This window comes from Mycobacterium sp. pR1184, from assembly GCF_041287235.1.
Taxonomy (GTDB): domain Bacteria; phylum Actinomycetota; class Actinomycetes; order Mycobacteriales; family Mycobacteriaceae; genus Mycobacterium.
Genome location: NZ_JBGGKR010000001.1, coordinates 180,259 through 193,384, shown reverse-complemented (window position 1 = coordinate 193,384; position 13,126 = coordinate 180,259). Strand labels below are relative to the sequence as shown.

Sequence of the window (13,126 nt, the reverse complement as noted above, 5' to 3'; positions counted from 1 at the left end):
TGTTGGGACACCGCCGATGGAGCCCCTCACACCGGGCGTCCCGTCCGCCAAACAGACCCCCACGCCGTAGTATCGAGAGCGTCTAGTGAATGGGAATCGTCGACAGTGGCAGAGCAAATCCCGGCTGTAATCGTGAAGACGGACGGTCGTAAGCGGCGCTGGCACCAGCACAAGGTGGATCGCCGTAACGAGCTGGTTGACGGCACGATCGACGCGATCCGCCGACACGGCCGCTACCTCAGCATGGACGAGATCGCCGCCGAGATCGGGGTTTCCAAGACTGTTCTGTACCGCTACTTCGTCGACAAGAACGACCTCACGACCGCGGTGATGATGCGCTTCGCGCAGACCACGCTGATTCCGAACATGGCCGCCGCGCTGACATCCAATCTCGATGGCCTGGACCTGACCCGCGAGGTCATCCGCGTCTACGTCGACACCGTGGCGAACGAGCCCGAGCCCTACCGGTTCGTGATGGCCAACAGCTCGGCCAGCAAGAGCAAAGTGATCGCCGACTCCGAGCGGATCATCGCGCGCATGATCGCGGTGTTGATGCGCCGGCGCATGCTGCAGGCCGGGATCGACACCGGCGGCGCTGAGCCGTGGTCCTATTTGATCGTCGGCGGTGTGCAGTTGGCCACGCACTCGTGGATGTCGAATCCGCGGATGACTCGAGACGAGCTCATCGACTACTTGACGATGCTGAGCTGGAACGCGCTGTGCGGAATTGTCGAAGTCGGCGGATCACTGGAGAAGTTCCGCGAGGAGCCGCATCCTTCGCCGATCGCGCCACCGCGGGAGTCCTAAACCGCCTCTGGCGTGCGGCTCGTTTGTGAATTGCGGGTGTCTCGTGTGACCCTAGGTGGCGGCCGCGCGCACGAACTGCGCCGACCGAACCCGATAGCATGCAGAAGGCATGCACCGGAGGCCGATGGGCATTACCCAATTCGTCCCCGCCTCCTGGGATACAGAAAGGCTTCTTTCGTTATGGCCGTACAGCTCACGCCGCATTTCGGGAACGTGCAGGCGCACTACGACCTGTCTGACGACTTCTTCCGCCTCTTTCTGGACCCGTCCCAGACCTACAGCTGCGCGTACTTCGAGCGTGACGACATGACCCTGGAAGAGGCGCAGCTCGCCAAAATCGACCTGTCGCTGTCCAAGTTGGGCCTCGAGCCCGGGATGACATTGCTGGATATCGGCTGCGGCTGGGGCGCCACGCTGCGGCGCGCCATCGAAAAATACGACGTCAACGTCGTGGGCCTGACCTTGTCGGAGAACCAGGCCGAGCACGTTCAGAAGTCGTTCGACCAGCTCGACACCACGCGCACCCGGCGAGTACTGCTGGAGGGCTGGGAGAAGTTCGACGAGCCGGTCGACCGGATCGTCTCGATCGGCGCTTTCGAGCACTTCGGCCGCGCCCGCTGGTCCCGCTTTTTCGAGATGGCCTACTCGGTGCTGCCGGACAACGGCGTGATGATGCTGCACACCATCGTGCGCCCCGCATTCAAGGAAGCCAGGGCCAAGGGCCTGCCGCTGACCCACGAGGTCGTTCACTTCACCCAGTTCATCCTGGCCGAGATTTTCCCCGGCGGCTGGCTGCCGACACCGGCGTTGGTGGAAGAACACGCGGCCGATGCCGGCTTTACACTCACCCGGACCCAGTCGCTGCAGCTGCACTACGCGCGCACTTTGGACATGTGGGCGGCGGCGCTGGAAGCCAATAAAGACACGGCGATCGAGATCCAGTCGCAGAAGGTCTACGACCGCTACATGAAGTACCTGACCGGCTGCGCCAAGCTGTTCCGTCAGGGCTACACCGACGTCGACCAGTTCACGCTGGAGAAGTAAACGAAAAGCGGGCCGGACGTATCAGTCCGGCCCGCCGCTGCTGTCGGTGCCTACTTCACGCAGGTGAATTGCCCCACGTTGCAGATGCCCTTGCGGAAGAAGTTCTCACAGCCCGTCAAGTAGTGCATGTACCGGTCGTAGATCTCTTCGGATTGGATCTCGATCGCCTTTTCCTTGTTGGCCTCGAGGTTGGCGGCCCACATGTTCAGCGTCCGGGCGTAATGCGGCTGCAGCAATTGCACCTTTTCGACCGAGAATCCGGCGTCAGGTGCGAGTTTCAACAGGTCCTCCACTGACGGCAGCTGTCCGCCGGGGAAAATCACCTCGCCGATAAACTTCATGAATCGGATGTCGTTCATCGTCAATTTGACGCCGTTTTCGTGCATCTGCTTCTGCGTGTAAGCCAGAATCGTGTGCAGCAACATCCGGCCGTCGTCGGGCAGGATGTTGTAGGCACGGTCGAAGAATGCGGGATAACGCTCCGACTTGAAGGCTTCGAACGCGCCGATCGTGACGATCCGGTCAACCCGGTCCTCGAATTCTTCCCAGCCCTGCAACCGAATCTCGACGGTGCGGTCGGTGGGGATCTTGGCCATCCGCTTCTTGCTGTACTCGAACTGGTTGCGGCTGAGCGTGATTCCGATGACGTTGACGTCGAACTTCTCGACGGCGCGTTGCAGCGCTCCGCCCCAGCCGCAGCCGATGTCGAGCAAGGTCATCCCGGGCTCGAGGTTCAGCTTGCCCAGCGCCAGATCGAACTTCGCGTTCTGGGCTTCTTCCAGCGTCATGTCGTCACGCTCGAAGTAAGCGCAGGTGTAGCCCATCGTCGGGTCCAGGAACAATGCGAAAAATTCATCCGACACGTCGTAGATGGACTGCGACTCTTCGTAATACGGCCTGAGCTGCGTCATGAAAGATAGCTACCTCTCGCGTTGGTGACCGCGGAAATGATACCTGACGCTGGCCTATGACTCTGGAGGCGGCAATGCGACAGTCAGCAAAACTGCTTCGCTTTTCGGCTCAGTACGTGTAGAAACCCTGACCCGATTTCTTGCCCAACATGCCCGCCTCGACCATGCGGAGCAGCAAGGGCGGCGGACCGTAGTGCGGCTCTTTGAATTCTTCGAACATCTTGTCGGCGATCAGCTTGAGTGTGTCCAAGCCGACAAGATCCGACAGCCGCAGCGGACCCATCGGGTGTGAGAGACCGGCGACGACCGCCTTGTCCACATCCTCAACGGTGGCGAATCCCGCCTCGACCATCCGTACGGCCGACAGCAGGTAGGGCACCAACAGAGCGTTCACCACGAAGCCGGACCGATCCGAACAGCGCACCACCTGCTTGCCCAGCACCGAGCTGGCGAACTCCTCGGTGCGGGCGGCGGCGGCTTCGTCGGTGACCAGGGTGCTGACCAATTCGACGAGCGGCAGCACCGGCACCGGATTGAAGAAATGCAGGCCGAGCACCCGCTGGGGGTTCTTGGTGGCGGCCGCGATCTTCATGATCGGAATGCTCGAGGTGTTCGACGCCAGCACCGCGTCGGGATCGGTGATCACCTGGTCGAGTTTCGCGAAAACCTCGGCCTTGACGGCGTCGTCCTCGATGATCGCCTCGATGACCAGCTGACGGTCGGCGAGGTCGTTCAGATCGGTGGTGAAGGTGAGCTGGCTCAGGGCGCGGTCACGTTCGCGCTCGGTCACCTTTCCGGCGCTGACGCCACGCTCCAGCGATTTCACGATGCGGTTTCGCCCCGCGGTAATCAGCGCCTCGGTGGTCTCATACACCGTGACCGCGACACCGGCGCGGACCGAGACCTCGGCGATTCCTGACCCCATCTGTCCGGCCCCGACGACCCCAACCCGCTGAATTCCTTTGTCGCTCATTGCGTTTCTCCACTCGTATGGTCTTAGACCGCAATAGGCCCCGCCCAGGATCGCTGGGCGGGGCCTATGCTACTTCAGCCCTGGTTAGGCCGAGATCAGTGACTTCACCTACCGGGTTTCACTCAAGACTCAGTGAAACTGACCCTCTTCGGTCGAGCCGGTCAGCGCGGTGGTCGACGACGTCGGGTCCACCGTGGTGGCGATGCGGTCGAAGTAACCGGCACCGACCTCACGCTGGTGCTTGGTCGCGGTGTAGCCGCGCTCCTCGGCCGCGAACTCGCGCTCCTGCAGCTCGACGTAGGCGCTCATCTGGTTGCGGGCGTAGCCGTAGGCCAGATCGAACATCGAGTAGTTCAGCGCGTGGAAGCCGGCCAGCGTGATGAACTGGAACTTGAATCCCATTGCGCCAAGCTCCTTTTGGAACTTCGCAATGGTGGAGTCGTCCAGGTGCTTCTTCCAGTTGAAGGAAGGCGAGCAGTTGTAGGCCAGCATCTGGTCGGGGAACTCGGACTTGACGCCCTCGGCGAACTTGGCCGCGAGCTCGAGGTCCGGGGTCCCGGTCTCCATCCAGATCAGGTCCGAGTACGGCGCGTAGGCCTTGGCCCGCGCGATGCACGGCTCCAGGCCGTTGCGGACGCGGTAGAAGCCTTCCTTGGTCCGCTCACCGGTGATGAACGGCTGGTCGCGCTCGTCGACGTCGGAGGTGATCAGGGTGGCCGCCTCGGCGTCGGTACGGGCGATCACGACCGTCGGCACACCGGCGACGTCGGCGGCCAGACGCGCCGAGGTCAGGGTGCGGATGTGCTGCTGAGTCGGGATCAGCACCTTGCCACCGAGGTGGCCGCACTTCTTCTCCGAAGCCAGCTGATCTTCCCAGTGCGACCCCGCGACGCCTGCGGCGATCATCGCCTTCTGGAGCTCGTACACGTTGAGCGCGCCACCGAAACCGGCCTCGCCGTCGGCGACGATCGGCGCCAGCCAGTTCTCCACCGACCGGTCGCCTTCGACCTTGGCGATCTCGTCGGCGCGCAGCAGCGCGTTGTTGATGCGACGGATGACCTGCGGCACCGAGTTGGCCGGGTACAGGCTCTGGTCGGGGTAGGTGTGGCCGGACAGGTTCGCGTCACCGGCGACCTGCCAACCGGACAGGTAGATGGCCTTCAGGCCGGCGCGCACCTGCTGCACGGCCATGTTGCCGGTCAGCGCGCCCAGGGCGTTGATGTACTCCAGGTCGTGCAGCTGCTCCCACAGCACCTCGGCGCCGCGGCGGGCCAGGGTGTGCTCCTCGACGACGCTGCCCTGCAGGGCCACGACATCGGAAGCGGTGTAGGTCCGGCTGGTGTCCTTCCAACGGGGGTTGGTGTCCCAGTCGTGCTGGATCTGCTCGGCGCTCTTCGGGGTGCCAACAACAGACATTGGGCTTACTCCTTTGATTCTGAATTCTGAGCCGGATCGCGCGTCTTGCGATGACTAAGGCTCAACTTCGCTCGTGTGCTAACACGACCATGGCACAGGGTGTTGATGCTGGTCCACCCATTTCTATTGCCAATTTAGGCCACGACTGCGCGTCGATTTTGCGAAGTTTGCAAAGATGTACGGCAACTGAACCGTTCCAGAAGCTACCCGTCAGTAACCGGTATTCGCAGGTCAGCCGGGGATTTACCAGGACGCTTGTCCGGTTAGAGATTGAAGAGCGAAGCGACCGCTTTCGTCTCGTCTCCGACGACATATGTGAGCGTTCTAACAGGCCGGTCGGCCAGTGCGGCGCCGAACTGTTCGGTCGATCCAGCCGGATGGATGTGCGAGATGATCTCCAGCTTGTCGCCCAGCGCCACCGGCGCCTCGTGCTCGATCGTGATGCGCAGTGGCTCCCGCATCAAGTCCACGTGCGACGCCAGGTAGTCCTCGATGACGCTCCAGTAGACCGAGTTGTTCACGTGGTCGAACAGATCGATGTCGGTGACCCGGATCGGGAACTCATGAATCTCGGCCGCGTCGTCGCGGCTGCCCGGCTTCAGGTAGCCCTTCCACCGCAACCGGTCGACGGAGGTGGTCTTGTGCAGTCCCTCGAGGAAGTCGTCGGAGATGCGCGACGGCATCTGGGTCTCCCGGTTGATGTTGATCCAGAAGGCCTCGGACTCGATCAGGCCGCCCTTGCGTCCGTCCACCCGAACCCGCATCTCGCACCACCGGTTCGAGGTGCCCGAACACCAGCGCCGACAGCGCAGCATGTCCTGGAACTCGATCGGCCGCAGCAGGTCGAGCATCGTGCGCCGGACGATCCACAGCGGATGGGTCTCCTCGAAGCCCATCTCGCGCAGCTGGTCCTGGCCGATGTCCTGAATGTGCCGGCAGGCGGCGTCCAACCGCAGCCGTCCGGTGCGGTCGATGTCGCCGACCCGCAGCGGCCACTCCCGGTCGAACACGTCTGGGTGACCGTCGGGCACCGGCATCATTGATTTGTCCAGGCTCACGACTTCGCTCCCCATTGCCTTACCTGCGGAATCCCGGGGGTTTACCCGAGACCCCGAGGCGAATCATGCCAACGACCGCGGACAAACGCCAAACCCGACGACGCCCGCTCATGATTGCCAAGTCTGCAAACCCATTCTTCGCAACCCAGGTAGGCTGGCATAAATGTCCAAAACGTTCGTCGGGTCACGCGTTCGCCAGCTGCGCAACGAGCGCGGGTTCTCCCAGGCCGCGCTGGCCCAATTGCTCGAGATCTCGCCGAGCTACCTCAACCAGATCGAGCACGACGTTCGCCCACTCACAGTGGCCGTGCTGCTGCGCATCACCGAGGTGTTCGGTGTGGACGCGACCTTCTTCGCCTCCCAGGACGACACCCGCCTGGTCGCCGAGTTGCGCGAGGTGACCATGGATCGCGATCTGGACATCAACGTCGATGCGCCCGAGGTCGCCGAGATGGTCAACGCCCACCCGGCCCTGGCCCGCGCGGTGGTCAACCTGCACCGGCGCTACCGGCTCACCACTGCGCAGCTGGCCGCCGCCACCGAGGAGCGCTACTCCGACGGCAGCGGCAGCGGATCGATCACGATGCCGCACGAGGAGGTCCGCGACTACTTCTACCAACGGCAGAACTACCTGCACGAGCTGGACACCGCCGCCGAAGACCTGACGGTCCACACCCGGCTGAACCACGGCGACCTGGCCCGCGAATTGACCCGACGACTCACCGAGGTGCACGGCGTGCACATCAACCGGCGCATCGACCTGGGCGACACGGTCCTGCACCGCTACGAGCCCAAGACCAAGACGCTGGAGATGAGCAATCACCTGTCGCTGGGCCAACAGGTCTTCAAGATGGCCGCCGAGCTGGCCTACCTCGAGTTCGGCGACCTGATCGACAGCATGGTCGCCGAGGGCAAATTCACCAGCGACGAGTCCCACACGCTGGCCCGGCTGGGGCTGGCCAACTACTTCGCCGCCGCGGCGGTGCTGCCCTACCGCCAATTCCACGACGTCGCCGAGAATTTCCGCTACGACGTCGAGCGCCTGTCGGCGTTCTACTCGGTGAGCTACGAGACCATCGCGCACCGGCTCTCCACGATGCAACGGCCGTCGATGCGGGGAGTGCCGTTCTCGTTCGTCCGGGTGGATCGCGCCGGCAACATGTCGAAGCGCCAGTCCGCCACCGGTTTTCACTTCTCCTCCAGCGGTGGCACCTGCCCGCTGTGGAACGTCTACGAGACGTTTGCCAACCCGGGCAAGATCCTGGTGCAGATCGCCCAGATGCCCGACGGCCGCAACTACATGTGGGTGGCCCGCACCGTGGAGCGCCGCGCTGCCCGGTATGGTCAGCCAGGTAAAACCTTCGCGATCGGGCTGGGGTGCGAGCTGCGGCACGCGCACCGGCTCGTCTACTCGGAAGGACTGGACTTGTCCGGAGACCCAGGCCGTTCAGCCACACCCATCGGCGCGGGTTGCCGTGTCTGCGAACGCGATAACTGTCCACAGCGAGCCTTCCCCGCGTTGGGCCGCGCCCTCGATCTCGACGAGCACCGCAGCACGGTGTCGCCGTACCTGGTGAAGCAGCCATGAGCGGCACGCAGAACGGCCACGTCGCCCGCATCCCGTCGTCCACCAAGGTTCGCCGGCTGGGGCCGATCAACTGGCTGCTGGCCAAAGGTGCCGCCCGCAAATTGCAGGCACCCGAGATGCATCTGTTCACCACACTCGGGCAGCGCCAAGGGTTGTTCTGGGCATGGTCACTCTACGGCGGTCGGCTGCTGCGCGGCCGGTTGCCGCGGATGGACACCGAATTGGTGATCCTGCGCGTCGCGCATTTGCGTTCAAGCGAATACGAGTTGCAGCACCACCGGAAGATGGCGCGCCGATTCGGTCTGGACGCTCACATGCAGGAGACGATTTTCGCGTGGCCCGACGCCCCGGACGGCGACGGTCCCCGGGTGATACTGAGCGCGCGGCAACAGGCGCTGCTGAACGCGACGGACGAGCTGATCAAGAACCGGTCCATCAGCGAGGAGACCTGGCGACAACTCGCGATGCACCTCGACCGGCACCGGCTCATCGAATTCTGCTTGCTCGCAACGCAATACGACGGGCTTGCCGCGACGATATCCGCGTTGAACATCGAGTTGGACAACCCGAGGTAGTGCCTCAGGCGTAGACGTCGGCCAGCACAGCCAGCGTCAAAAGCACCGGCAGTAGTGGCAAGTCGAAGGCGAACGCCGCCCACAGGTACTTGCGGCGCCGGCGCAACACGACACCCGCGATCGCGGCGAGAACTCCCAGCAGCACCGAACCCAGCAACACCAGCGGACCCCAGTGGCCCGCCGTCGCGTTGTCACCGACGAGCGAAATGGCAACCAGCCAAAGCACATAACCGGTCGCCGCACCCGCCAGGGCACCGAAAATGGTCTCGCCGCGAATCATCGGCGCTCAGAAGTTGATCATATGGCCGGTTAGGCCGTGGAAGCATTCCTGCAGCGCCTCGGACATGGTCGGGTGGGTGTGCACGTTGCGGGCCAGCTCGGTGGCGGTCAGGTCCCACTTCTGCGCCAGGGTGAGCTCGGGCAGCAGCTCGGAGACGTCGTGGCCGACCAGATGGCCGCCCAGCAATTCGCCGTACTTGGCGTCGGCGACCAGCTTGACGAAACCGCTGGGGTCGCCCACGCCATGCGCTTTGGCGTTGGCGGTGAACGGGAACTTGGCCACCACCACGTCGTAGCCTTCCTGGCGGGCCTGCTCCTCGGTCAGCCCGAAGCTGGCGACGTTCGGCTGGCAGAACGTCGCACGCGGCAGCATCCGGTAGTCACCCAGCGCCAAAGTCTCGGCGCCGGCGATGGTTTCGGCCGCCACCACTCCCATGGCCTCGGCGACGTGGGCCAGCATCAGCTTTCCGGTGACATCGCCGATCGCGTAGACGTGGTCGACGTTGGTGCGCATATAGTCGGTGATCCCGATGGCCTTGCGGTCGGTCAGCGCGACCCCGGCCTTGTCCAATCCGTAGCCGTCGACGTTGGGCGCAAAACCGATGGCCTGCAACACCTTTTCGGCTTTAAGCTCCTCGGACTTACCGTCCTTGCTGATCGCCACCCGGACCACAGACCCGTCGTCGGAGATGGACTCGACTTTCGTTCCGGTCAGGATCTTGACGCCCAGTTTCTTGAACTGCTTCTCGACCTCTTTGGACACTTCGGCGTCCTCGTTGGGCAGCGCGCGCGGCAAGAACTCGACGATGGTGACGTCGACGCCGTAGTTCCTCAGCACGTAGCCGAACTCCATGCCGATCGCGCCGGCGCCAGCGATGACGATCGACTGCGGCAGCTCGCGGGTCAGGATCAGCTCTTCGTAGGTGACCACGTTTTCCGACAGCGACGTGCCCGGCACCAGCCGGGTACTGCTCCCGGTGGCGATGATGACGTTGTCGAACGTGACCATTGCCGGATTTCCAGCGCCACCGTCTTCGTTCAATTCGACCGACAGCGTATGAGCGTCGGTGAAGCGGCCGTAGCCGTGGATCTCGGTGATCTTGTTCTTCTTCATCAGGAAGTGCACGCCGGCGACGCGGCCCTCGGCCACCTTGCGGCTGCGGTCGAACGCGACCCCGTAGTCGAAGGTCGCCTCGCCGCTGATGCCGAACGTCTTGGCCTCTTTGGTGAAGATGTGGGCGAGTTCGGCGTTGCGCAGCAGCGCCTTGGACGGAATGCAGCCGACGTTGAGGCAGACTCCACCCCAGTATTTCGGTTCGACGATTGCGGTGTTCAAGCCGAGCTGCGCGGCGCGAATCGCTGCCACATATCCGCCGGGACCAGCTCCAAGGACAACGACGTCATAGTGAGAAGTCACGAGCCCACACTAATGGGCGAGGAGTTCTCACCGCACGACACCGTGGGTCACCAGACCTACCTTGAGGGGTCAATACGGGATGACGCCGACCAGACAATGACCCGTCCGTGCGCAGTAGTAATAGCCGTACAGCGGCGCCGCGGCGGCGACCGACGCGAACGGTCCGGACATCACCGCAATGGACAGCGCCGCGATCACCGGCCGGCCCTGAACCATCGCCAGCATCACGCCGCCGACGGTGCAGGCGACGACGTAGACCAGCGCCATGAAGACCGCCGGCGTCTTGTCGATGGTGTGGAACCACCAATAGAACAGGCTCAGTCCGACCTCAGCCGTCGCGGCCCACACGCCGAGGATCACCAGCGCCAATTTCCACCACTTCAGGTACTGGTAGCGGCCGGGGACGGTGACGGACTGCACCGGCGCCACCGCCGGCTCGGCATCCGCTTCGGAGGCAGCGGCGGGCGCCTCGACCGCGGCTTCTTCGGGCTCGGATGCGGCCGGCTTCTTCGCGGCGACGGGGATGAGCTGCACGCCGGTGTCGTCGAAGTTCGGCACGAACGGCACCGAATGCTCACCGGTGTCCTCGAAGTCCGGGACGAATCCCTGCGTCCCGGTGTCCTCGAAATCCGGGACGAACGGCGCCGTCCCGGGACTGGTCGCGGGGTCGTGCTCGGCCTTTTTGTCAGGCACGAGAGGTCACCTCGATGGCGGCCAGCACCCCGAACCAGCCCGGACCGATGGCCAGAATGAACGCGCCCAGCACCGTGACCCACCGACGTCCCGAGAACAGGATCGTCAGCAACCCGATCACCCCGGGCAGCCCGACCACCAGGGCGATGACGACGTCGGGCCGCACCGGCGCATGGACCAGCACCGTCAACGCCACCCCCGCCAGGAACCCGACCGCGGTGCCGATCAGCATCGCGCTGGCCAGCTGCCAGGGCCGGGGTAGCGGTATCACCTCATCGAGGGTACTGAGTCACCGACTACGAGGCGGGCACGTTTCCGGCACGGCTTCGTCAATCACCGGGCCCCGAGTCGATGGCCGCTCGCCGCGCTCGTACGCGGCGCCGGTGATCACCGGGACGGCGTCGAGCTGGGCTTTCTCCTCGTCGGTGAAGACGCGGCCACGACTGAGAAACCGCACCCCCTCGGGTGCCTCCAGGCTGAATCCGCCGCCGCGGCCGGGCACGACGTCGATCACCAGCTGGGTGTGTTTCCAGGCCGCGTACTGCGGGCCCGAGATCCACACCGCGACGCCGTCGGCTCCCACGTCCAGGACGCCGAGCAGCACGTCGCGGTCGCCGACCAGGAAGTCGCCACGCGGGTAGCACATCGGTGACGACCCGTCGCAGCAGCCGCCGGACTGGTGGAACATCACCGGCCCGTGACGCTCCTGCAGCCGAGCCAGCAGTCCGGCGGCGGCCTCGGTGATGACGACACCGGGTGGGGCCGCCGTCATACGCATCAGAAGAAGCCCTGCGCCTTGTCGGCGTAGGACACCAACAGGTTCTTGGTCTGCTGGTAGTGATCGAGCGCCATCTGGTGGGTCTCGCGGCCGAACCCGGATTGCTTGTAGCCGCCGAACGCCGAGTGCGGCGGGTACATGTGGTAGCAGTTGACCCACACCCGGCCGGCTTTGATCTCGCGGCCGGCGCGGTAGGCCGTGTTGCCGTCGCGGCTCCACACCCCGGCACCCAGGCCGTAGAGCGTGTCGTTGGCGATCCTCATCGCGTCGTCGAAATCGGTGAACGACGTCACCGTCACCACCGGCCCGAAGATCTCCTCCTGGAAGACGCGCATCTTGTTGTTGCCCGAGAAGATCGTCGGCTGCATGTAGTAGCCGCCGGACAGATCACCGCCGAGTTCGGCACGCTCACCGCCGGTGATGATCTTGGCGCCCTCGCCCTTGCCGATCTCGACGTAGGACAGGATCTTTTCCAGCTGATCGTTGGAGGCCTGCGAACCGATCATGGTCTCGGTGTCCAGCGGGTCGCCCTGCCGCACCGCCTTGGTGCGGATCGCGGCCAGCTCCAGGAACTCGTCGTGAATGTCGGACTGGATCAGGCTGCGCGACGGGCAGGTGCACACCTCGCCCTGGTTGAGGGCGAACATCGTGAAGCCCTCGAGAGCCTTGTCCTGGAAATTGTCGTGGGCGGCCATCACGTCGGAGAAGAAGATGTTCGGGCTCTTGCCACCGAGCTCGAGCGTGACCGGGATCAGGTTCTGCGATGCGTACTGCATGATCAGCCGGCCCGTGGTGGTTTCCCCGGTGAATGAGACCTTCGCGATGCGGTCGCTGGACGCCAGCGGTTTGCCCGCCTCGACGCCGAATCCGCTGACCACGTTGACCACACCCGGCGGGATCAGGTCGGCGATCAGCGACATCAGATACAGGATCGACGCCGGTGTCTGCTCGGCGGGCTTGAGCACGACCGTATTGCCGGCGGCCAGCGCCGGCGCCAGCTTCCAGGCACCCATCAGGATCGGGAAGTTCCACGGGATGATCTGGCCGACGACACCGAGCGGCTCGTGGAAGTGGTAAGCGACGGTGTCTTCGTCGATCTGCGACAGCGAGCCCTCCTGGGCGCGAATCGCGGCGGCGAAATACCGGAAATGGTCGGCGGCCAGCGGGATGTCGGCGGCCAGCGTTTCGCGGATCGGCTTGCCGTTCTCCCAGACTTCGGCGACGGCCAACGAATCCTTGTTCGCCTCAATGCGATCCGCGATCTTGTTCAGTACCGCGGCCCGCTCGGCCGGTGACGTCTTGCCCCATGCCGGGGCGGCCGCGTGTGCCGCATCGAGCGCCTTGTCGACGTCGGCCTGGTCGGACCGCGCCACTTCGCAAAACGTCTGGCCGGTCACCGGCGTCGGGTTCTCGAAGTAGAGACCCTTGACGGGCGCGACCCATTCACCCCCGATGAAGTTGTCGTAGCGCGATTCATACGACATCAGGGCCCCGCTGGAACCCGGGCGTGCGAAGACAGTCATCAGCTCGACTCCCATTCTGCTTCACCTGTAATACAGCTCACAGTACCGCTGGGACCACAATGGC

The 13,126-nt window shown here is 64.2% G+C and carries 14 protein-coding genes; 4 read left to right on the top strand and 10 right to left on the bottom strand.

All coding sequences use genetic code 11. The features are described from left to right. The first annotated feature begins 105 nt into the window (after positions 1–105). Positions 106–807, top strand: a complete 702-nt coding sequence (locus tag ACAG21_RS00975; RefSeq protein WP_370494201.1) for a TetR/AcrR family transcriptional regulator — start codon at positions 106–108, stop codon at positions 805–807. Between the two features lie 180 nt (positions 808–987). Continuing rightward, a complete protein-coding gene (gene pcaA, locus ACAG21_RS00970; RefSeq protein WP_370494200.1) occupies positions 988–1,851 on the top strand; it encodes a cyclopropane mycolic acid synthase PcaA in 864 nt (287 codons plus the stop codon). A gap of 50 nt (positions 1,852–1,901) precedes the next feature. On the opposite strand, the gene ACAG21_RS00965 is transcribed toward pcaA, so the two are convergent. The 4 genes from ACAG21_RS00965 to ACAG21_RS00950 form a co-directional block, all read right to left on the bottom strand. Next, a complete protein-coding gene (locus ACAG21_RS00965) occupies positions 1,902–2,762 on the bottom strand; it encodes a cyclopropane mycolic acid synthase family methyltransferase (RefSeq protein ID WP_370494199.1) in 861 nt (286 codons plus the stop codon). Between the two features lie 109 nt (positions 2,763–2,871). Beyond that, complete coding sequence (locus tag ACAG21_RS00960) at positions 2,872–3,735, bottom strand: 3-hydroxybutyryl-CoA dehydrogenase (RefSeq protein WP_370494198.1); 864 nt, start codon at positions 3,733–3,735, stop codon at positions 2,872–2,874. 129 nt (positions 3,736–3,864) lie between these two features. After that, positions 3,865–5,151 carry an isocitrate lyase gene (aceA, locus tag ACAG21_RS00955; RefSeq protein WP_370494197.1) on the bottom strand — a complete coding sequence of 429 codons (1,287 nt, stop codon included), beginning with the start codon at positions 5,149–5,151 and terminating at the stop codon, positions 3,865–3,867. 263 nt (positions 5,152–5,414) lie between these two features. Beyond that, entirely contained in the window at positions 5,415–6,209 is a 795-nt protein-coding gene (locus ACAG21_RS00950; protein WP_370494527.1) for an acyl-ACP thioesterase domain-containing protein, read from the bottom strand. 163 nt (positions 6,210–6,372) lie between these two features. On the opposite strand from ACAG21_RS00950, the gene ramB reads away from it, so the two are divergent. Both ramB and ACAG21_RS00940 read left to right on the top strand, forming a co-directional pair. Next, on the top strand, positions 6,373–7,797 hold the full coding sequence (gene ramB / locus ACAG21_RS00945; protein ID WP_370494196.1) for an acetate metabolism transcriptional regulator RamB: 1,425 nt from the start codon (positions 6,373–6,375) through the stop codon (positions 7,795–7,797). Then, complete coding sequence (locus ACAG21_RS00940; protein ID WP_370494195.1) at positions 7,794–8,372, top strand: carboxymuconolactone decarboxylase family protein; 579 nt, start codon at positions 7,794–7,796, stop codon at positions 8,370–8,372. Before ramB ends, ACAG21_RS00940 begins: the two co-directional genes overlap by 4 nt. Positions 8,373–8,376: 4 nt before the next feature. Here ACAG21_RS00940 and ACAG21_RS00935 read toward each other — a convergent pair whose 3' ends face one another. The 6 genes from ACAG21_RS00935 to ACAG21_RS00910 form a co-directional block, all read right to left on the bottom strand. Further along, complete coding sequence (locus ACAG21_RS00935; RefSeq protein WP_370494194.1) at positions 8,377–8,652, bottom strand: hypothetical protein; 276 nt, start codon at positions 8,650–8,652, stop codon at positions 8,377–8,379. Between the two features lie 6 nt (positions 8,653–8,658). Continuing rightward, positions 8,659–10,068: a dihydrolipoyl dehydrogenase gene (gene lpdA, locus ACAG21_RS00930; RefSeq protein ID WP_370494193.1), complete on the bottom strand. Its 1,410-nt coding sequence runs from the start codon at positions 10,066–10,068 to the stop codon at positions 8,659–8,661. A gap of 69 nt (positions 10,069–10,137) precedes the next feature. Then, entirely contained in the window at positions 10,138–10,761 is a 624-nt protein-coding gene (locus ACAG21_RS00925; protein WP_370494192.1) for a hypothetical protein, read from the bottom strand. Then, positions 10,754–11,032, bottom strand: a complete 279-nt coding sequence (locus tag ACAG21_RS00920; protein ID WP_370494191.1) for a putative holin — start codon at positions 11,030–11,032, stop codon at positions 10,754–10,756. The genes ACAG21_RS00925 and ACAG21_RS00920 overlap by 8 nt, the downstream gene beginning before the upstream one ends. Positions 11,033–11,050: 18 nt before the next feature. Next, positions 11,051–11,533, bottom strand: coding sequence for a DUF779 domain-containing protein (locus tag ACAG21_RS00915; RefSeq protein WP_370494190.1), 483 nt, complete (start codon positions 11,531–11,533; stop codon positions 11,051–11,053). A gap of 5 nt (positions 11,534–11,538) precedes the next feature. Beyond that, a complete protein-coding gene (locus tag ACAG21_RS00910) occupies positions 11,539–13,062 on the bottom strand; it encodes an aldehyde dehydrogenase family protein (protein ID WP_370494189.1) in 1,524 nt (507 codons plus the stop codon). Between the last annotated feature and the right edge of the window lie 64 nt (positions 13,063–13,126).